Genomic DNA, 20,410 nt, shown 5'->3' on the forward strand with positions numbered 1-20,410 from the left:
ACGGAAGCGAACACGGCAATGACGGGTTCGAGTCACTCTCTTCCGCCGACGACTTCTCTGAAGCGGTGGTTGGTCACGACTAACCACAAGGACGTCGGTATCATGTACACGATTACGGCGTTGTTTTTCCTACTATTTGGCGGAGTAATGGCGCTGCTGATCCGCCTGCAGTTGTGGGACCCTGCCAATCAGGTGATGTCCGGGCTGGCCTACAACGAGGCCGTCACCGCCCACGGGATGATCATGGTGTTCTGGTTCCTCTCGCCGTTCGCATTCGGCTTCGCGAACTACTTCGTCCCGCTGCAGATCGGGGCTGACGACCTGGCGTTCCCGCGGCTGAACGCGCTGTCGTACTGGATGTACCTGTTCTCGGGAGTCCTACTCGGAATTAGCTTCTTTCAGGGTGGGACGCTCGACGCCGGCTGGACGATGTATGCTCCGCTGAACGTCCCCATGTACACCCCGAGCATCGGGTCGACCGGAGCCATCCTCGCCTTGGCAATGTTCATCGTCGGCGTTACCGCGTCGACGGTGAACTTCCTTACGTCCATACACCACTCACGGGCGGAAGGAATGGGCCTGATGGACATGCCGATGTTCACGTGGTCCATCCTCGCGACCGTCTGGATGATGTTGTTTGCATTCGCCGCCCTGCTCGGTGCTCTTCTCATCCTCGGCTCCGACCGCGTGCTCGGCAGCGTCTACTTTTCGGCAACTGAGGGCGGTTCCCTACTGTGGGGCCACCTCTGGTGGTTCTTCGGTCACCCGGAGGTGTACATCGTCTTTTTCCCTGCACTCGGTGTGATGCTGGAGCTGTTCCAGACGTTCTCTGGTCGTCGGCTCGTCGGCCGCAAGTGGGTGATCATTGCCATCTGTCTGATCGCCGTACAGTCGTTCCTCGTGTGGATGCACCACATGTTCCTGACGACGATCAATCTGGAGATCAAGACACTGATGATGGCGACTACTATCGGCATCTCGCTCCCGTTCGACCTGCTGGTATTCGCGCTGATCTACACGCTGATCAAAGGGCGCATCCAGTTCACGACGCCGTTCCTCTTCGCGTTCGGCGCGCTCCTGCTGTTCATTCTCGGGGGTATTACCGGCGTCTTCCTCGGCGCTATCGTCCTCGACTACGAGTTCCGCGGTACCTACTGGGTCGTCGCCCACTTCCACTACGTCATGTTCGGCGGCGCAACCGCACTTGTGGGTGCCGTATACTACTGGTTCCCGAAGATGACGGGGAAGATGTACGACGAGTTCCTTGGAAAGGTCCACTTTGCCGTGTTCTTTATCGGGTTCAATGCGGTGTACTTCTCGATGTTCCTCGCGTGGGAGACCCCACGCCGGGTGTTCGAGTACAACCCCGAGTTCCAGACGATCCACCAGTTCGGCACTATTGGAGCGTTCGTCCTCGGGTTTTCCTTTTTCATCATGTTCTATAACCTTGGAAAGTCGTACGTCTCCGGGGAGCCCGCCGGCGACAACCCGTGGGACTACTCCCGGACGGCAGAGTGGGCAATCTCCTCGCCCCCACCGCTGGAGAACTGGCCGGGTCGGCCGTCGTATGCCTCCGGCAAACTCAAGTTCGTGACGGACCGCGCGACTGACGGCGGTCCCTCGGTGAAAGGGAACACCGACGGCGAGCTCGCCGCGGACGGCGGCGGCCACCACGACGACCACATCAAGAACTACCCCTACTGGGACAAACACGCCAGCCACGCCTCCATCTGGCCGATCACGCTCTCGGCATTCACGGGTATCCTGCTGCTCGGCCTCTCGGGCGTCCGACAGTCGGTCGGCGTTTACGCGGGTGACGCAGTGACGCAGATCTCCGTCACGCTCACCGGCAATCCGCTGTATCCGCTATTGACGATAGTCGGGTTGGTCGGCCTCGTCTGGTCCGGCTGGGAGTGGGGCATGGAGGACTTCTACGCCCCGCCCAGCGAGTTTGCCGAACGCTGGCCCTTCGAGGGCGTCGAGAAGGTGAAGCTGGGAATGTGGTTCTTCCTTGCCTCCGACGTGCTCGTGTTTGCGGCGTTCATTAGCTCGGCCGTCTTCATCCGGTACAACGCCGGCTGGATGACGTGGCAGCCGATTCCGGACTCGTTACCGGGACTCATCAACACGTTCGTACTGCTTACCTCCTCGTTCACAGTGATCCTCGCACTCGTCGCCTCCCATCGCAAAAATCGGAAGGGACTACTTGCAACACTCGCTGCAACAACCCTGCTCGGATTCGCGTTTTTGAGCGTGAAGGCGTGGGAATGGTGGGAGAAGATCTACGTTGACGGTGTGTTCATCGGCTCAGTCTCCGAGGGCCTGCCGTACACGGATATCCAAGCGTCCGTCTATTTCGTAACGACCGGTCTCCACGCAATCCACGTAGTTGCAGGTCTGTTCATCGCGATATATCTGTTATCCCGCGCCTACCGTGGTGCCTACATGGAGGACAGCCGGCCGGTGGAGTACTTTGGCCTCTACTGGCACTTCGTCGACATCGTCTGGGTGTTCCTGTTCCCGCTGTTTTACCTCTTTTGAGCAACAGATCTCATCTGGATACTTCCCAAGAATCTCTTTCTTTACCTTCTCTTTACGAAGAATCAAGGAGAAAGCCTCGCGCCTCAGCGCGGGGAGGATGTCAAACAGGAATGTGTCCGAAGGATGAGGTTTCAACAGGGTCAAACAGAGTAGTTTTGCCTGTCCAGCACAGATTTGGCGACATCAGCACACGCCGAACAACATCCGTGTTCGTGACTAGTGCTTTGCCCTTCGTATATGAGTCACACAGCAAACAGCGTCCTTGACGCGTCAACTATCGTCGCCGTCGGGGATACAGCGTGGATAGCTGCGTACACTGATCGGCTCAATTCCCATTTTGACACGAGCGTCCACACGGTCTCGACAGCAGCGGCAGCTCAAGAGGAACTCCGACAGACCTCCGTTGACTGCGTCGTTACCGACTACAGTCTCCCTGACAGGACAGGTATTGATCTCTCCCGCCAACTACGCGACACGACGACGGGACTACCACTCATTATCGGGACGGCGGACGGGAGCGAGACGGTCGCTAGTGAGGCCATCGAAGCTGGTGTTACCGACTACATCGCCGTCACTGACCCACTCGAAGATACCGTCTCCGATGCGCTGCAGCGAACCGAACAGGCACTCCGGGACGCCCAGCGGTCGGCGACCCAGCGCCAACGCGCACGGCAGTTCGACGCCTCATTCCACGATACCAGATCGGGAACGTGGGTCCTTGACCCGGATGGCACGCTTACTCGTATCAACCAAGCTGCCCGGAACATGATAGACATGGACGCTGACGTCGTCACCGGCGACCCATTCTGGACGCTTCCCTGGTGGTCAGGTGACACGCAGACCAGCGACGACATTCGCCGGCTCATCGATACAGCGAGACGTGGCGAATTTGGGCACGCCGTCGTTACGCAGGCCGCCGTGCCTGGTGAGCTAGTGCTCGAACTCTCCGTCCAACCGGTGACTGACGAACGTGGCGACCTCGTCTCTATCATCGTTGACAGCGTCGACATCACCGACCGTGTCGAGCTCGAACGGGAACTTCGTCAGTCAGAGGAACTGCACCGCGTCACGCTCAACAACATGACCGACACCGTTCTCATGACCGACGAGGACGGCGAGTACACGTACGTCTGTCCGAACGTCCACTTCATCTTCGGGTATACCGCAGACGAGATCAGGAAATTGGGCACGATCGAAGACCTTCTTGGCGAGGATCTCGTCAACCGCGAGGAACTTGCTGAGACGGGCGTCTTGAAGAACATCGAGACGACGGCGACGGACAAGGCGGGCCGTGAACACACCTTGCTGGTGAACGTCCGTGAGGTCTCCATCCAGGATGGCACGCTGCTGTACAGCTGTCGTGACATCACGAAGCGCAAGCAGCGCGAACAGGCGCTTGCGACGCTCCAGGAGACAGCTCGAGATTTCCTCTATGCCGGGACCCACCAGGAGATTGCCCAGCACATCGTTGACGACACGCCCGACGTCCTTGGACTCGACGCCAGCGCTGTCCACCTCTTCGATGCTGACGACAATCACCTCCACCCCACCGCCCACTCACAGGCGCTCCGAGACGCTCACGGGCCACTCCCGGCAGTCCATGCGGACGGCCGCGATCTCACCAGTCACAGTTTCGTGGAGAACGATGCCCTGTTCTTCGAAAACGTCCACGATGCAGACCGTCTCGTGAATCCTGCGACTGACATCCGGAGTGCCGCGTACATCCCGCTCGGAAACCACGGCGTGTATTTCGCTGGATCGACGGACGTGGACGTCTTTGACGACGTCACCCAGGAACTTGCGGACCTACTGGCGGCGACGGCAGAGGCGGCACTCGACCGCGTCAGCCGGGAGGCCCAGCTCCGCGAACAGGATCGCGAGCTGCAGCGCCAGAACGACCAGCTCACCACGCTCAACCGCGTTAATAAGACGATCCGGGAGATCGACCAGGCACTCGTAGAAGCCGAGACCCGCGAGGAAATTGATCATACCGTCTGTGAACAGCTCACCGCCGACGGCCGCTTCCAGTTCGCATGGATCGGCAGCGTCGATGATGCCGAAAAGATGGTAACACCACAGGCGTGGGCTGGGACCGATCAGGGATATCTCGACACCCAATCGTTCCACGTGGCCGGGGATACCGTGGAGCCAGCCGGTCAAACAGCCACCACAGGCGAGAGGACGCATGTCTCGAACGTCGCGGCCGACCTCCACGCGGCCTCGTGGCGCAAGGATGCCATCTCCCGTGACTTCCTCTCGGTGTTGAGTGTCCCACTGGTGTATAACGACCTCTCGTACGGTGTCCTAACCGTATATGCGGAGACGCCGGATGCTTTCGACGAAACGATTCAGACGGTGCTCTCGGAGCTTGGAGAGACGATCGCCTCCGCGATCAGCGCGACCGAGCGCAAGCGTGCGCTGCTTACTACGTCGTTGACTCGCGTCGAGTACGAGATCGACGACCCGTCGTTCGTGCTCACTCAGTTGGCGGGTATTGCTGACTGTACGCTGATCTACGAGGGGGGTGCCCAGCAGACCGCTAGCGGTAACTACGTGTTTGTCACCGTCGATGACGCGTCACTCGATACCGTTGTTGACTCAACGGATGACCTCACAGTCGTCGAGGATGTCCAGCGGATTCGCGGCGGCGACACCGGCGGGGTGTTGCGACTCCACCTGTCTGAGCCGTTTCTGGCGACGGAGTTGGCCGACCACGGTGCCGTCCTCCGGAGTGCGACAGCAACCGAGGCGGATACAACACTGATCGTCGATCTACCGGCGAGCGTCGAAGTGAGGCATGTGACACAGTTTCTTGCTGACCAGTTCGGAACCCTCCACCTCGCGTCGAAGCAAACCCGCGAACAGGCATCCGAACATGGGTTCTACGCCTCCGTTCTTGATCGCCTGACAGACAGACAACTCGAAGTCCTCGAAACTGCGTACTACAGCGGGTACTTCGAATCACCGCGTACAGCAACCGGTGAAGCTGTCGCGGACTCGCTGGACATCTCGCCGCAAGCGGTCTACCAGCACATCAGAACCGCACAACGAAAACTGTTCGCGGCACTCATCGACGACCACACACCGGTAGCCGCTCATCACGCAGATTGACAACCCCGCGCGTAGGAGCGTGTTCAAGTAAATCGTGAGAGACGTTTCTACCGGCGTCTCACAACTAGTTGAATAGTAAATCCCACCGTCAATTCGGGGTTCGGTGTTCAACTACTAAATATTCCCTTATACTCCTATTATAGATTGGTAGAGTTCTGCGCCAGGCTGCTGGGACTCCCGATCAGCAATGAAAGATGTGTATCAAAACCCGTCCGACGAATCGCCATACGAGTGTTTCGAATGTGGGAACATCGCAGTTGCGGAGAACAACCCCGGAGCGTGCCCGGACTGTGCTAGTGATATGCGGAATCGGCGTACACCGATCGAATAACCATGGCTTCGACATCAACGACGACTGACGAGCCGTCTGAGGAACCGATCGAAGAGGAATCAGCCCTAGAGACTGCGCGCCGCCAGCTCCAGCATGCTGCCGACCACCTCGACATTGACCAGAATATCGTCGAACGCCTCAAACACCCCAGGAAGGTTCACGAAGTCACTGTCCCCATCGAGCGCGAGAACGGCGACGTCGAGGTCTACACTGGGTATCGCGCACAACATGACAGCGTCCGCGGCCCGTTCAAGGGTGGTCTCCGGTATCACCCCGAAGTCACGCGCGAAGAGTGCGTCGGGCTGGGCATGTGGATGACCTGGAAGTGCGCCGTGATGGACATCCCGTTCGGCGGCGCGAAAGGCGGTATCGCGGTGAACCCAAAGGAGCTGACCGATGACGAGAAGGAACAGCTGACCCGACGGTTCACCGACGAGATCAGAACCGCCATCGGACCGACGAAAGATATCCCCGCTCCCGACATGGGGACGGACCCACAGACGATGGCGTGGCTAATGGACGCCTACTCGATGCAGGAGGGCGAAACGATTCCCGGCGTCGTCACAGGGAAACCACCCATCGTCGGCGGTAGCAAGGGGCGTGACGCAGCGCCGGGTCGGAGCGTCGCCATCATTGCTCGAGAGGCAATCGACTACTACGACAAGGACATCAATAACACGTCGATCGCCATTCAAGGGTACGGCAGCGTCGGGTCGAACGCCGCTCGCCTCCTCGACGACTGGGGAGCGAACGTCGTCGCCGTCAGCGACGTCAACGGCGGCGTCTACGACGTTAACGGTCTCGACACGGACTCGATCCCGTCCCACCACGAGCAGCCGGAAGCGGTGCTGGAGCATGCGGCTCCCAGGACTGTGAGCAACGAGGAACTGCTGGAACTCGACGTCGATGTGGTGATTCCGGCCGCTATCGGAAACGTGCTGACGGCTGACAACGCCGACGACATCACCGCGGACATCATCGTCGAGGGGGCGAACGGGCCGACGACGAGTGCGGCGAGTGCGATCTTTGCCGAGCGCGAGATTCCGGTGATTCCGGACATCCTGGCAAACGCTGGCGGGGTGACCGTGAGTTACTTCGAGTGGCTCCAGGACATCAATCGGCGGTCGTGGTCGCTGGAACGCGTCAACGATGAACTCAAGACGGAGATGCTGGCGGCGTGGCAGGACGTCCAGCAGGAGTTCGAAGCACGGGACGTGACGTGGCGTGATGCGGCGTACATTGTCGCGCTCTCCCGGATTGCCGAGGCGCACGAGGCGCGCGGGCTCTGGCCTTGACATTCTCCCCGCCCTGAACAGTAGTTGCCGAACCTAGCTGAGATTCTTCACGGTGGGCTCCGTTGGTCAAAAGATGATCCAGACGGCTGAGGTGAAATAAGCGTGTCGTGCCGCTTCAACCCTGCTGTATCCAGACTTAGAATTCGGTGTCAAACCGTGCAGAGAGTACACGAGAGAGGATTTCATCGAAATCCTCTCTCGTATCGCCTTCGATCACGAATTCGCAAACACAGGCGGCAAAACGCTCCAACATTGACCGGCTCAAGGCGATTGAACTCCCGGACGCCGATGCCGTCGCGGACGACATCGACAACTACCTCCAAACGGTGGAGCGCGCGGAGGAGCTCGACGAGAAGATCGAACGCACCGACGACCTCATCGACGAAATCGTCTACGAACTCTACGGGCTCACCGACGAGGAGATCACAATCGTGGAGGAAGCGGTTGGAGACGACTACCGGCCAAACGTCCCGAGCGTCTCGTCGCTCGCCCCGGCGAGATAGTCGCGTATCTCCCCCTCCCGCCACCCGACGGGCGCCAGCACACTCTCGACGGCGCGCACGGCGGCGTCAGCGTACCACTCGGTATCGCACCGGCTCACGTCCTTGAACTCCAGGCGCACCCGACCAGCGCCGCGTGCGTCCGCATCAACCACGATGTACCGGACGGTCTGTCCAGGCGATAACCCGCTGCCCTGCAATCGTGCTCGCTTGAGCGCGGCCACCGTCACTGTCTCGCTGCTGTAGTCGTCGACGTGCTTCGAGACGCGGTTGTCGATGACAAGCGCGCCGGCGTCCACCTCGCCGTCCCGAAGGGCGTCGAGTCGCCGGCGCAGCACGTCACAGACGGCCTCGGGCGACCGCGTGTCGTCGAACACCCGCAGCGCCTCGGCCTGCACCGCACCCACCCACGCGCACGTCGAGCGCTGGCGCCCCTCGATGCCGCGCGTCTTGATCGCGTCACCGAGCTCCGATTCTGGCTCCGGAAGTGACTCGCCGCGACGCTTCCCGAAATACCCCGTCAGCGCGCCGGAGTCGGAATTGCGCATCGGGCAGAAGGCCACCCACTCGAACTCGCACTCGTACTCCAGTTCGATGCCGGCCGCAGCAGTAATCTCGGCGGCCACCTCCTCAAGTGGGCGCTGGTCACAACCGGGTGCCGGCGTCACCCAAATAGAGTCGACGATGCCGTGGACGACCCGCCACCCGGCGTCTTCGAGCGCTGCCTTCGCGTCGAGCAGCAGCTTCCGAGCAAAGGCGTTGATCGCCTCGTGACACTCGATCCGCCCGTATTTGGCGTTCGAGAAGCCCTGATAGCCGAAACACGACACGAGGATCCACTTGATGGCCGACGACGCAGCTTCGAGGCGCTCACGTTCGGCGTCGTCCTCGGTCGTCGCAATCTCCGCTTTGATGTCGCTCCGGGCGTCGATGAGCGGGCCGAGCACGTCGGGCAGATAGCCGTCTTCCTCACAGATCGTGTAGCCGAGCCCCGGCACGGCTTCATTCTCACAACACCCGCACCGAACGGTCTCGGGCGAGATGTTCCGCGTCCGAATAATGTTCGGATACAGGGAGGCAAAGTCGAGCTCGTGAACCTCCTCGTGGACGCCCACGTCGGGGGCGAACGTCGTCCCGCCACGGTCGGCGTCATCCAGCACGGCGGCGGGTTTGAAGAACTCCGGGCGCCACGCGTTCCAGGGGACGAGTACTCCCCGGGAGCGCGCCTCCCGGATCTGCATGGCCGTGAGCACGCGCCCGATAGAGGCCCATCCGAGTTCTTGGAGCGGGAGGCCGGCGCGCTCAACGAGGTCGAGACACCCCTCCAGCCCGGATTCGTGATAGAAGAAGGAGTTGGACTCGTCGATGATGACGCGCCCCGGGACCGAGTAGCGGGCAGGGGAGTGGCCCACCTGCCCGTACGACTCGTAGGTGGACTCGCCGGCCAGCTTGGTGTAGCCGGGCTCACGACCGAGTTGGAGTGAGACGCCGTACGCGTCGGCGGCCTCGTACAGCAACGGGATCAGGTCGGCACTTGACACCACGAGTACGTCCGGATCGCGCTCTTCGACGGTGGAGGCGACCGCCTCGACCACCTCGCGGGGCGTGGCTCCAACGCGGTCGCCGTCGACGGCGAGTTGTGGCAAGGAGTCGACACCCGACTCGTGACTCGGGAACTCCAACTGTAGCGTTCGGAGGTCACGCACCGACCGGTCGGGGCCGGCAGGCGTGTCTGTTTCGAGGCAAAAGCGGAGTTCTCTGGTCAGGTCGACGTTGTAGCAGGTGTACGCGTCGGGTGGCCCGAACGGCTGGACGCGCTTTGCGACCGAGTGGACGGCCTCGATGCTCGTCGCATTGACGCGGAGGACGGGCCGTGGCGACGTGCGGAACGTCTGGCGGTGATCCTCGACGCCGAGCGCGGCGACCGCCTCCTGCCCGTCGAGGAAGTCGCGGAGCTCGACGAGGACATCGGAGAGGGTCGGGCGGCTGGGTGGTTCGGGTGTTGGGCCGCCGTGCCGCCCGTAGAGGTCGCCGGCGGCGTCACCGACGTACAGTGTGGGCGTGTAGTCGTCGTGCGTGCTTCTGGTGGCGCCGTCCGGCGTGATCTGCCACGTGGAAACGCGCCCGTCGTCGAGATAGTCGACCGTGAGGGCCATGCTCAGTACCTCACAAAGTATCCTCGGCTAGCTGTTTCTGCGGTCTGAGTTCTGTGTCGAAGCGGTTGTACTGACGGTCTCGACGAGAGAATCACAGACGGATCGATGGAGAGCTGTCGCTGTCGGCGGCGGTTAGCCGCCGACGCGACAGCGTCGCCACTCACTCCGCTGGCTTGCTCGGTCGGTGGTTAGCGGTGGAATCGGTCGTCAGGTGGCCGATTCGCGGGGACGGCCCGACGCACCGCGAGGGCCGTCCACGCAGCTCGTCGAATCATATTGACGAACTCCTTGTACGGCCACTACCAGAGGCGACGCCCGCCTCGGCGGGGCGTCGCCACATATTCGTAGTGGAGGTACCGCCAGACGTTCTGTAAGATCAGGCTCACCACGACGTACAGCAGCCTTACCGTTGGATCTCGTGTTGTTGTCGCTATCGCTTGCTCAAACAAGCGATAGCTCGACTCGATACCGAACCGCTTGCTGTAGTGGTATCGTGCGTCTCGTGGTGAGTCGATGAACGGCGCGTCAGCGGCGTAGCCGTGACGCGCCACCCCGTTCTCGTCATACTTCCCGTTTAGGTACGTACAGTCGATGTAGACGGGAAACTCGACGGTCCAGTTGTGACTGTCGAGTTTCCCTGTCAGATCGTGCTGAATGACTCGGCTCCACCCTTTCGAGAGCTCTTGCTGAATCGTCTCACCCCACCGGATGATCGGGATCACGTACGCGTAATCGTGCGCTTGAAGCAGCGTGAGGCACTTACTGTCGTAGAATCCACGATCAAGGTAGACGGCCTTGACCTTGGTGTCAAGGCCGTCAAGGACACCGAGGAACTCAGCGAGGACGCTGCTGGCGGTATCGCCGTCTTCGAGACGGCGTACCGCCAGCGTGTAGCGTTTGTTCTTCACACGCGCGTAGAGTGTGGCGTAGGCGTGGAACGCGGTGGTTCCACGCTTTGCGACCGAATGATAGAGGCCGCCTGTGTCGTCTTCGTCACCGTAGTAGGGTCGCAGGTGGAGGTCTACGCAGACCTCCACCTGCTCGGGAAGTAGTTCATCGAGGTCCTTCCGAAGAAGCGTATTAGCGACTCGTTCGAGCCGATCCGGCTCGAACTTCGTCCGGAGATGGTAGAGGATCGTGTTCGCAGCGGGTGTGTTCTGGCTCGACGCACAGAGCGTAGAGACAGAGGTCCCGTCGGCGCACGCGCCGACGAGGACCTCATAGATGTCCTCAGCAGTGATTTCAGCATTATTCGCTAAGGAGAGCGGAACTTCCTCGTCAAGCCGGTTGACGAGAAAGTTAAGAAGCTGGTCCTCGTGGACCACACCGTCTGCTTGCTTGTTGGAGTGCACATCCTCAGCAAGCAGACGTTCTAACTAACCGGCTTTGTGAAGTACTGATGCTTGCTCTCGGATTCGGACGACGGAGTAAAGGGCGTGAGCCATGCGTGTACGGTGGAAGTGTTCCCCATGTTAATCACTTCCAGAAATAATGCAACGGGCTCTGTTGAAATCCCCCGAAAATGACAAGTTCTGCTCCGGCTGCAGTCTACACAGGATACCGATCTAACGCTGGCCACGCCAAACTATCACTAATTGGTAAGACTCTCGTGCAAGATATAGAGGATTCATCTATCACAATCCCATTTTTATTATCCACTTCCAGACTTCGCTACACAGATTATCGGAGATAACATTGGGAAAAGAATATCAACTTCCCTGACCTTGTGACAACAACTCATGGTTCTAGACAACTTGTTTGGCAAGAGTAGCCCTGAAGAGCTAACTGAGGATGAAATACTCGATAAGATCGCGGGAGAAGTATTTCCTCCCCTGAGTGACAATAAGAATGGCTCTTGGTACAGACGACTAGTTATAAAACGATTCAGAGACCTTGAGGGAATGCCACCAAAGCGGAAAGACGGGGAGGAATACCGAACTGAAGACCAGAGCAGGCTTGATGTAGCTCTGACGCAGGTAGCCGAAGCTAATGAGCGCTCTGAAATGAACATCCGCGCTCTGTGTATCCATGACGTATATGAAGGGGAAGACCAGACCGGGCAATTCTTAGAAGACCTCCTAGAAATTGAGCGTCGATTCAACGAAGTAGAATAGTTGAGTGATAATATAAACATCGTGACGGCTCTGTTGAAATCCTATTCTTCAGATATATTCTCGTCTGAAACAGCCGGTCGATGGGACCTGCGAACTGTGCGTTACTGACATCAGCTCTTGAGAAAAATATATGCTAAAATAGGTAGAATTTGACTACATGGCGTCAGGTCATGCACAAAGATTGCCGTCGTTGATAATTCCCGGTATAGTCTATTGTGTTTCCGCCCTAGCAATTGGTCTTCCCGTGTACATCGTTGTTTCCGTGATTTTTGTAGGATTACTCAATCTCTTTCAACTCAACTGGCTTGTTACCTCTGCCAACGGAATCATCGTCTATGCTGCAGCATTTCTAATCGCTGTGTGGGTCGCTGCGGAAGTCGCCGAACCTGTCGTCAACGTCCTCTCCTAAACAGCCCAACGATATGTACTTCCCCTGTATAGACCGATCAGAGCGACCGGTCGAGATTATGAACGAGACAGGCGATAGTGAGTTCACGGAACTGTTTCCACCAGCGTCGTGATCGGATGAACGCTCCGTACTTTCGCTTAAGCGTTGAGTTGACCGTCTCAGATTGACTCCGTTGGCCGTAGAGATCAGTGTCTAAGCGCGCGTTCCATGCTTTGTGGAGCGATGTGAACTCACGGTGTTTGATTAGTGGCCGAACCTCGTGTTGCCGGGCGAGTCGTCTGATTTTCTGATCGTCGTATCCTTTGTCACCGAGCAGAATATCGATGCTCTCGGGATTGCGTTTAATCAACGACGGTGCGATCTGGCTATCGTGTTTTCGTGTCGTCGTCACGTGTAGATCGAGGATTGCGTTTACCTTCGCATCGACCAATAGTCTCACTTTGAGCTGCTGAATCGTGAGTTCAGCTCGTTTCGTGTAGTGTTTTGAGGCATGACTGCGGTCGAACCCCGAAGCATCGACTCCAACGATTCCACTCGTCGGAAGGAGCGTCGCTGAGAGAGTCAATATAATACGCCATACAGCCATATCGAGCCGATTGAACGCCTTACAGAGCGTTGATGGCGTAGGAAGTTCGACTAAACCAAGAGCACGACGAATGCGTGGCATCTCGATCAACTCGTCGAGCAAACCACGGTAGGTAGTGTTCTTCCGAACTTTGAGACAGAGCAGAACGACGTGTTGCGGGAGTGTGTAGCGGTGTTTAGAGAACTTTGAAGAGTATCGAGAGACGGCTCGACGTGCCAGATGGATCGCCTTCTCAGTAAACCGGAGAATCTGTGACTTTGGGAGGGACTTCATCTCCGGGAATTACAGGACGAACATGTAACTCTCTGAGGATTTCAACAAAGCCATCGTGACCTATACGTGCCCTGCATCTTGCACCACACTCAGAACACGTCCTGAAACTGATAGCACACTCACGGTCAATTTGCAGTTCTCATCGACCGACTGTTTCAGACAGATATCTGTCTGAATATTAGGATTTCAACAGAGCCATGCAACGTAAACGGACTAGACAATTACACAGGCTAAATTAGTCCTCACACACCTCTACCTCTTCTGTGTAGTTTCGTTCAATTAGCACGTCCACATCTGTACCCTCAATCAGATCGCTAACACGGGTAAACTCCCACCTCCAATTTCCAGAAGTTATGTTTGCAGTGTTCACCCATCTAAAGTAATACTCGCCAGTCTCTGGTGCAGTGAATTTTCCATCAATAGTACTAGATACTGGTTCTTCTCTCATCACCGTTCCCCCTTCGTTCTCAATATATAATTTCGGTCGTGCGCCATCACCGAGTTGTCGGATGAAATATTCAACTGAATTCCCTTCTCGAAGTTCCAGCCAGCCATAATGGTAGCCACCCGCACCGACTTCACCATTATCTGACCAGAGCTCTGATTTGACTTCTCGTGTTGTTTCTGCTGCACTAGTTATACGAACGCTACTTCTCCCTGATTCTGTAATCTGGAACTCCCGACTTATTGAACGCGATTCCTCCGTAAAGATAGTTTCACCACCCGGAGATAGGAATTCTACATCGATTCCTTGCTGATTTGATGTGGACATCTCAATATTAATTGCATCGCCTTCTTCAACGGTGAATTCAGGGCCTTTTATAGGATTAACATATGGTCCAGGTTCGGATTGATCTGGAAAACTAATTTCTGTATCTCTGACCACCTCTTCTTTATCTCTCATTTCTTTTTCACACTGTTCTTCTGTTTGATTTTCTGACGGATCTGCTGTCTGGCTCTGGTCTTCGGTGTTATCGTCATTTTCCGACTGGCTACTAGACGTATCCCCAGTGGGTTCTTGCCCATCCTCGTCGAAATTCATTGATGTACATCCTGATAGTGCAATAGCTCCACTAACCCCAAACATCACGTCTCGACGTTTAACCATGTGCTATCTTGTGAGTATGAATGAATTATAAGTTCTGGTTCATCTATCACTCTTGATATCCAAACATGCAAATTTTATGTGGTTATTGAGGCTGTATCGAATATATTCTTTAGTGGCTTTGTTGAAATCCTATTCTTCAAATATATTATCGTCTGAAACAGCCGGTCGGTGGGGACTGTATATCAATTGGAGGAGGAACAGCTATACCAATTTAGAGGGACCGTTAATTGATGTTCATGTCTCTGCTAACGGTCTTCGCCTACAGTTTCGTTGCTGCTACTGCCGTCCTCCTCACTGCCAGCTTCCTTAGTGACCGTATTTCGGTGAAATACGCACTATTGACGGGAGCTGTTGTTGCGGCTGGTGTGGTGGTTGGGAACATAGCGCGGGGGACAGTGTGAGCAGGTACGCAGGTTAAATAGACCGTCTGTATCCACCGCACACCCGATCAGAACCTATCACTTTCTGAGGATTTCAACAGAGCCTCTTTAGTTACAATTAGGCAGACAGCCAAACATAGTCTGACTTTGTCCAATAAGTGGATCAACATATCCTGGTTTGCAACTCACGACCTCATTTTCGACTGAAATGGGATTAGAATATGTTTTGTAGCCAATCTCCAGATCATTCTTTAATCGGCAAGTTCTTTCTCACCCACCATCAGCTCCTCCAACTCCGCGATCCGTTTCTCTTGCTCCAAGCAGATCGACATGAGGATCGGTGCGAGTCGGTCTTCGTGGTTGAGCATTCCGGCGGCGTCGGCGTGGTCGCGTGCATGGACGAACAGGCGCTCGAAGTGCAGTTGGTCCTCGTGCCGGAGCACGCACCGGTAGTCGTCCCAGCGCTCCTCCTCGCTCCGTAACAAGTCCCTGAACGCCGGGTTCGTCCGCCCCATCACTGCACCCCGACGACACCAACAGTGCGTTCGAGCGTCGCGTCGTCGTGCATCCGGACACGGTGTTCGAGCACCTCACGCCAGTAGGCGAGCGTCGTCTGCATCCACCCGTCACCCGTGTGGTAGACGAGCGTCTCCGTCTCGCCGGCGTCATCCTCGAACCGCGGCCCGAAGGGCGTCTTTCGACACCGGAGGTGTGTCGCCGCAGCGTTCGCGAGCGGCGCAGAGAAGTCGTCTTCGCGACTCCGGGTGACGATGACGGGCAGGTCGTGGACACGGGCGATACGCGCGAGTGAGGTGAGTGCGCGTACCTGCATCGTCTCGGCCTCCTCTTGGGAGAGGTTGCCGTCGCGATACAGCCGGTCGACGCCGGTCGCCACGACGACAGCGGCGTCGTCGAGCGTGCTGTTCACCCGGTCGATCAGCGACGTGTGCTGGTAGGGCGTGAACCCGCGGGCGACGTGGATCCGCTCAAGCACGCGCTGGTCGGGCACGAGCTCGCGAAGGCGAGTGGTGCGGGCGGCGCCGACGGCATCCACCCAGTAGGCGTCGCCCTCGTTTCCGAGCACTTGGTCGATAAGCAACGCCTGGACGGGCGTGACGCCGAGGTCGTCGTCCACGTCGAGCAGCGTGACGCCGGCGCCGAACTCCGGCAGGCCGGCCGTCGGTCGCGATCTGGTCGGTCGAGGGTGCATGGACGGGTAGAGTGCGTCTCGGGATAAGGGCCTGAGCCATACCCCCAGAGCGGAACTAAAAGTGGTTCTGGGCTAAGAAAACGCTAAGTGACAGTCGGATGATGCCGACGTGTGCCAGCATCACAGGAGGTTTGGATTAGCGATTGAGTAACGGCAACTGTAGCTCCGAAAAATCCTCCTGATCCCGTTTATTGGAGCTACGACACCCCCACATTTGAGGTCACTATCTCTGTATCGGAAGATGCGGAATACAGTGTTGAGGAGGAGAGTTCGGTAAAACTCGTAGTTTTAGTGGATGATGCGTATAGCACAGAGAAATCAGTTGCATTCGGTGAAATTGATAGGGGCAAGCAAGAGACTGTAGAAATCACGTGCGACCCACTTACTTATAAGGGCCATGCAGTATGCGGGTTATCAACGGGACCTAATCGGGTAGAGGGAAATAAAATAACCGCTCTTGGGTAGAGGATTGTTGATGAGGACCCGTCAGTTCAGGTCAGTCCGAAGAAGCCACGGTTTAGCCGGGATCACGTCAGTTCTCGAAGAGTGGTGCAGGTGAGTTGGACTTTGTAAAACCGCAGGACGGCTCGCCACCAACAATCTACGCCACAAGAGCGTAAAATGACAATACGGGTAGGAGACTCACTCGATTATTCGCCGGCGTACTCGTTTAGCGTGTGGGACGAGTCACACTACGAGTCGAGTGTTCGGCGTCCGAAACACCTCCAATACGCACTTATCTTCACCTCACTCGTGCTAATCGCATTCGCAGGATACCAAATACACCTCTGCCTGTAGAAGTGGCGATGTTAACTTAAGCACGAGGCAGTTGGTAGTTCGAATGGTCTATGCCCGAACCCAACCGCCTCAATGGCTGTTCTGGATGGGTAGACTTGGAGTTTGTGGAGCGAGAGCGGACACCCCGTGAGGTCATTGAAGTGGGCATTCAGCTCCATCTTGCTGGACTATCACTTTCGAATACCAAGTAGGACCTTGATAGATCGGGTGTCAATCGGAGTCGAACAGCGACACATAACTGGTTCAGAAAATCTTATTTACAGTCATCTGGAGGCGCAAACACGAATTGCGTCGCGGTTGACGAGACGGCGATTCAGATAGACCCAGATCGACAATGCTGCTGTCGATTCGAAAAGGGACCAAGTTTTCCATGTAGACGTGTTTCTCGTACAGAATCAAGAATTCACTCTGGTGATTCTCCGTGGTCTTAGAGAGAAACACCGAGTCAAGGACGCGACCTTACTCGTTGATGCAGGTGGCCATTTCAGAGCTGCACTCTCGTGGACGGACCTCCGATTTCAAATCACTCGTCATGGAAATGAGAATACTGTCGAACGTATCTTTAGAGAGTAAAATGACGAATTCTTCTTTTTCAAATACGTTTAGAATCGCGGAGCTAACAGCGGCAGAAAGATGGCTCCGAGCCTTCGTTGCCTGCTGGAACCGATGCTTGAGTTAACATGACCTGCTACTACCTCTCACGACTTTGCTCATCGTTGAAATTTGCCTTCAATTGCTAGGCTATCTGCGACTTCCTTAACCGAATCAACTACTACCTCACCGATTGTATCAATTGATTCTTCACTGATTGTCAGTGGCGGCGTGAGCATTAGATGGTCGCCGGCGACGCCCTTAACTGAACCTGAGCCGGGGTAAGTGTAGACTCCTCGCCTCATCGCCTGTTCGTAGATTCGTTTATAAACATTCAAGTCGGGATCGAACGGCTCTTTGGTTTCCTTGTCCGCGACGAACTCTAGACCGATCATGGCGCCGGCTCGGCGAAAATCACCAACCATCGGGTGATCGCATAGGGGCTCGAGTGCTTCGGCTAGCTGTTTGCCCCGGTTGCGGCCTGTCTCGAGGACCTCGTTGGTATACTGCTTGAGGACATGCGAAGCGATCGCTGCCGACAGAGGATTGCCGCTGAACGTGTGGCCGTGGGCGAACGATGCGTTTTTGTCGGCTGCAAACATGTCCGCGATCTCTTCGTGGACTAGTGCCGCACTAATCGGTGTGTAACCTGCCGACATCCCTTTACCGACAGTCAACACATCCGGAACAACATTATATCGTTCCATAGCGAACAGGGGACCGGTTCGGCCGAACCCTGTCATAATCTCGTCGGCAATAAAAAGGACATTGTATTCATCGCAAATCTCCCGAATTTCTTGATAATAAACAGAATGCGGGTGGGCGGCCGGAATGCTTGACCCCGATACTGGTTCGGCGATGAACGCGGCAACCGTTTCCGCGCCCGCTTGTCTGATGGCAGTCTCGAGCTCGCGTGCGGCTGCAACCGCCTGTTCTTCGGGGGTTCCGTCGTATGTCCAGCGGTAAGGATAGGCTGGGGGTATGTGGTTCCAATCGTGGAGTAGCGGCTCGTAAGTCGTTCGGCGGGAGATGTTCCCGGAGGCCGACAATGCACCCAGCGTCGCGCCGTGATAGGATTGCCAACGGCCGATAATTTTGTACTTGTGCGGATCTCCTCGCTCGCGGTGGTACGCCCGAGCTAGTTTGATAGCGGACTCATTGGCTTCACTTCCCGAATTGGTGAGAAATGCGGCGTTTAGATTCCCAGGTGCCCGATCCGTAAGCTGCCTGGCGAGTTGTCGGGTTGCGTCGCTAGTAAAGTGTGAGGTGCTGATGTACGCGACATCGTCTAACTGGTCAGCGACGACTTTCTCGAGTCCAGGGACAGAGTGGCCAAGGTTGACGACGGCCGCACCTGCAGCGGCGTCGATCAGTTCTCGTCCGTCAGCAGTGACGAGGAACTCGTCGTACGCCCGGTCGATATCGGGAAGTTTGGGATCAATGCCGCTACCCCATTTGTAGAATACGTTGTCACTGGTTTCCATGCAAATGGGTGATTTTATCTAATTATAAAGACATCGGAACGTCAACTTCTCCACCTCTATATCTCCAAGATCTCCTGAGATTTACGGGGCTTAATGCCATTTTCATCTTGGACGAATATGTGAACCTATCCAGGCACCGCTACTATATTTTTGTCCTACAGCCGAACGAGCAACCTTTTTAGTACCCCGATTGGATATTCCAGCCGTTCATGAGCTACGACAAAGTCGAAGTCCCCGAGGATGGCGAGGCGATTACGCTTGCCAACGAGGAGACTGGGGAGCTGAACGTCCCGTCTAACCCGATCATCCCGATCATTCACGGCGATGGGATCGGCACGGATGTCGGTCCTGCTGCCCAGCAGGTGCTTGACGCCGCTGCCGAAGCGACGGATCGGTCCATCGCTTGGATGCGCGTGTACGCCGGATCGTCTGCCCGTGACAAATACGACGAGAATCTTCCCGATGACACTGTTTCAGCGATCCGCAACCACCGCGTTGCGATCAAGGGGCCGCTGACGACGCCCGTGGGATCTGGCTTCCGATCACTAAACGTTGCACTCCGCAAAACTCTCGATCTGTACGCAAACGTCCGGCCGACCTACCACCTTGATGGCGTCCCGTCACCCGTCAAGAATCCCGAAAAAATGGACATGGTCACCTTCCGAGAGAATACGGAAGACGTCTACGCCGGTATCGAGTGGGAAGCCGAAACCGATGAGTCGGAGAAGGTCCGCGAATTCGTTGAGTCCGAAATGGGGATCGATGATATCATTCACGACGGGCCTGTCGGAATCGGGATCAAACCGATCAGCGAATATGGTTCCAAGCGGCTCATCCGCGAAGCAATCAACTACGCACTCGAAAACGATCGCGACTCCGTCACCCTCGTGCACAAAGGGAATATCATGAAGTTCACTGAGGGGGCCTTCCGTGATTGGGGCTACGAGCTGGCTGACGACGAATACGGCGACGAGGTTCTCGGTGAGGACGAGCTGTGGGAGGAGCATGATGGCGACCAGCCAGAAGGGACCGTTGTCGTCAAGGACCGAATCGCCGACAATATGCTCCAGCAAGTGCTGACTCGGACTGACGAGTACGATGTCGTCGCGACGATGAACCTGAACGGCGACTACTTCTCAGACGCCGCCGGTGCACAGATCGGTGGTCTCGGTATCGCTCCCGGAATCAACCGCGGGCACGGTCGTGCACTGGCCGAGCCGGTTCACGGCTCCGCACCCAAATACGCCGGCGAGGACAAGGTGAATCCCACCGCGATGATCCTCTCGGGCCGCGAAATGCTCGATTACCTCGGCTGGTCCGACGCCGCCGACCTCGTGCGTGACGCCGTCGAGGAGACGATCTCCTCCGGCAAGGTCACCTACGATCTCCACCGGCAGATCGAGGGAGGCGAGAAGCTCGCCACGAGCGAGTTCGCCGACGCCGTCGTCGAGAACGTCGAAAAACTGTCGTAGACAGTTTTTCGTGCCTCTGGAAATGGTGATTTTTGGAAATATTGTGAAGCT

At 56.9% G+C, this 20,410-nt stretch carries 13 protein-coding genes and 3 pseudogenes; 9 read left to right on the forward strand and 7 right to left on the reverse strand.

The genetic code is table 11. The annotated features are described in order from the left end of the window. The first annotated feature begins 18 nt into the window (after nt 1-18). From ACYQ07_RS03425 to ACYQ07_RS03445, 5 genes and pseudogenes are all read left to right on the forward strand, one after another. On the forward strand, nt 19-2,541 hold the full coding sequence (locus ACYQ07_RS03425) for a cbb3-type cytochrome c oxidase subunit I (RefSeq protein WP_459877384.1): 2,523 nt from the start codon (nt 19-21) through the stop codon (nt 2,539-2,541). Between the two features lie 237 nt (nt 2,542-2,778). After that, entirely contained in the window at nt 2,779-5,652 is a 2,874-nt protein-coding gene (locus ACYQ07_RS03430) for a bacterio-opsin activator domain-containing protein (RefSeq protein ID WP_459877387.1), read from the forward strand. A gap of 187 nt (nt 5,653-5,839) precedes the next feature. Then, nucleotides 5,840-5,983 (forward strand): rubrerythrin-like domain-containing protein, encoded by a 144-nt coding sequence (locus ACYQ07_RS03435; protein ID WP_459877390.1) that lies wholly within the window; start codon nt 5,840-5,842, stop codon nt 5,981-5,983. Nucleotides 5,984-5,985: 2 nt separating this feature from the next. Continuing rightward, nucleotides 5,986-7,278 carry a glutamate dehydrogenase GdhB gene (gdhB, locus tag ACYQ07_RS03440; RefSeq protein WP_459877393.1) on the forward strand — a complete coding sequence of 431 codons (1,293 nt, stop codon included), beginning with the start codon at nt 5,986-5,988 and terminating at the stop codon, nt 7,276-7,278. 245 nt (nt 7,279-7,523) lie between these two features. Continuing rightward, nucleotides 7,524-7,781: pseudogene (locus ACYQ07_RS03445) on the forward strand (hypothetical protein); the annotation flags it as partial. Here ACYQ07_RS03445 and ACYQ07_RS03450 read toward each other — a convergent pair. Beyond that, entirely contained in the window at nt 7,733-9,934 is a 2,202-nt protein-coding gene (locus tag ACYQ07_RS03450) for a type B DNA-directed DNA polymerase (protein ID WP_459877396.1), read from the reverse strand. The pseudogene ACYQ07_RS03445 and the gene ACYQ07_RS03450 overlap by 49 nt on opposite strands. A gap of 188 nt (nt 9,935-10,122) precedes the next feature. Beyond that, nucleotides 10,123-11,286 (reverse strand): annotated as a pseudogene (locus ACYQ07_RS03455) (ISH3 family transposase). A 387-nt stretch (nt 11,287-11,673) separates the two neighbouring features. Here ACYQ07_RS03455 and ACYQ07_RS03460 point away from each other — a divergent pair. Next, complete coding sequence (locus ACYQ07_RS03460; RefSeq protein ID WP_459877399.1) at nt 11,674-12,048, forward strand: hypothetical protein; 375 nt, start codon at nt 11,674-11,676, stop codon at nt 12,046-12,048. Between the two features lie 446 nt (nt 12,049-12,494). On the opposite strand, the gene ACYQ07_RS03465 is transcribed toward ACYQ07_RS03460, so the two are convergent. Beyond that, nucleotides 12,495-13,316, reverse strand: a complete 822-nt coding sequence (locus tag ACYQ07_RS03465) for an IS5 family transposase (RefSeq protein WP_459877402.1) — start codon at nt 13,314-13,316, stop codon at nt 12,495-12,497. Between the two features lie 235 nt (nt 13,317-13,551). Beyond that, nucleotides 13,552-14,424: a hypothetical protein gene (locus ACYQ07_RS03470; protein ID WP_459877405.1), complete on the reverse strand. Its 873-nt coding sequence runs from the start codon at nt 14,422-14,424 to the stop codon at nt 13,552-13,554. 230 nt (nt 14,425-14,654) lie between these two features. Here ACYQ07_RS03470 and ACYQ07_RS03475 point away from each other — a divergent pair, with 230 nt between their 5' ends. Continuing rightward, nucleotides 14,655-14,825 carry a hypothetical protein gene (locus tag ACYQ07_RS03475; protein ID WP_459877408.1) on the forward strand — a complete coding sequence of 57 codons (171 nt, stop codon included), beginning with the start codon at nt 14,655-14,657 and terminating at the stop codon, nt 14,823-14,825. A gap of 230 nt (nt 14,826-15,055) precedes the next feature. On the opposite strand, the gene ACYQ07_RS03480 is transcribed toward ACYQ07_RS03475, so the two are convergent. Both ACYQ07_RS03480 and ACYQ07_RS03485 read right to left on the reverse strand, forming a co-directional pair. Continuing rightward, complete coding sequence (locus ACYQ07_RS03480; protein WP_459877411.1) at nt 15,056-15,319, reverse strand: DUF8156 family protein; 264 nt, start codon at nt 15,317-15,319, stop codon at nt 15,056-15,058. Beyond that, the gene (locus ACYQ07_RS03485) at nt 15,319-16,014 is read right to left on the reverse strand and encodes a P-loop NTPase family protein (protein ID WP_459877414.1); all 696 of its coding nucleotides are present in this window, start codon (nt 16,012-16,014) and stop codon (nt 15,319-15,321) included. The genes ACYQ07_RS03480 and ACYQ07_RS03485 overlap by 1 nt, the downstream gene beginning before the upstream one ends. Nucleotides 16,015-16,862: 848 nt before the next feature. Between ACYQ07_RS03485 and ACYQ07_RS03490 the strand changes: the two are divergent. Beyond that, nucleotides 16,863-17,491, forward strand: a pseudogene (locus ACYQ07_RS03490) (transposase domain-containing protein). A 31-nt stretch (nt 17,492-17,522) separates the two neighbouring features. On the opposite strand, the gene ACYQ07_RS03495 reads toward ACYQ07_RS03490, so the two are convergent. Next, on the reverse strand, nt 17,523-18,887 hold the full coding sequence (locus ACYQ07_RS03495) for an aminotransferase family protein (protein WP_459877417.1): 1,365 nt from the start codon (nt 18,885-18,887) through the stop codon (nt 17,523-17,525). A 209-nt stretch (nt 18,888-19,096) separates the two neighbouring features. Here ACYQ07_RS03495 and icd point away from each other — a divergent pair, with 209 nt between their 5' ends. Further along, nucleotides 19,097-20,359: an isocitrate dehydrogenase (NADP(+)) gene (icd, locus tag ACYQ07_RS03500; RefSeq protein WP_459877420.1), complete on the forward strand. Its 1,263-nt coding sequence runs from the start codon at nt 19,097-19,099 to the stop codon at nt 20,357-20,359. Nucleotides 20,360-20,410 lie beyond the last annotated feature (51 nt).

Source organism: Halorubrum gandharaense (genome assembly GCF_054654575.1).

Bases quoted from the DNA above. Each gene is read 5' to 3' on its own strand.
- ACYQ07_RS03425 (WP_459877384.1), top strand. From the start codon at position 19: ATGACGGGTTCGAGTCACTCTCTTCCGCCGACGACTTCTCTGAAGCGG.
- ACYQ07_RS03430 (WP_459877387.1), top strand. From the start codon at position 2,779: ATGAGTCACACAGCAAACAGCGTCCTTGACGCGTCAACTATCGTCGCC.
- ACYQ07_RS03435 (WP_459877390.1), top strand. From the start codon at position 5,840: ATGAAAGATGTGTATCAAAACCCGTCCGACGAATCGCCATACGAGTGT.
- gdhB (WP_459877393.1), top strand. From the start codon at position 5,986: ATGGCTTCGACATCAACGACGACTGACGAGCCGTCTGAGGAACCGATC.
- ACYQ07_RS03450 (WP_459877396.1), bottom strand. From the start codon at position 9,934: ATGGCCCTCACGGTCGACTATCTCGACGACGGGCGCGTTTCCACGTGG.
- ACYQ07_RS03460 (WP_459877399.1), top strand. From the start codon at position 11,674: ATGGTTCTAGACAACTTGTTTGGCAAGAGTAGCCCTGAAGAGCTAACT.
- ACYQ07_RS03465 (WP_459877402.1), bottom strand. From the start codon at position 13,316: ATGAAGTCCCTCCCAAAGTCACAGATTCTCCGGTTTACTGAGAAGGCG.
- ACYQ07_RS03470 (WP_459877405.1), bottom strand. From the start codon at position 14,424: ATGGTTAAACGTCGAGACGTGATGTTTGGGGTTAGTGGAGCTATTGCA.
- ACYQ07_RS03475 (WP_459877408.1), top strand. From the start codon at position 14,655: ATGTTCATGTCTCTGCTAACGGTCTTCGCCTACAGTTTCGTTGCTGCT.
- ACYQ07_RS03480 (WP_459877411.1), bottom strand. From the start codon at position 15,319: ATGGGGCGGACGAACCCGGCGTTCAGGGACTTGTTACGGAGCGAGGAG.
- ACYQ07_RS03485 (WP_459877414.1), bottom strand. From the start codon at position 16,014: ATGCACCCTCGACCGACCAGATCGCGACCGACGGCCGGCCTGCCGGAG.
- ACYQ07_RS03495 (WP_459877417.1), bottom strand. From the start codon at position 18,887: ATGGAAACCAGTGACAACGTATTCTACAAATGGGGTAGCGGCATTGAT.
- icd (WP_459877420.1), top strand. From the start codon at position 19,097: ATGAGCTACGACAAAGTCGAAGTCCCCGAGGATGGCGAGGCGATTACG.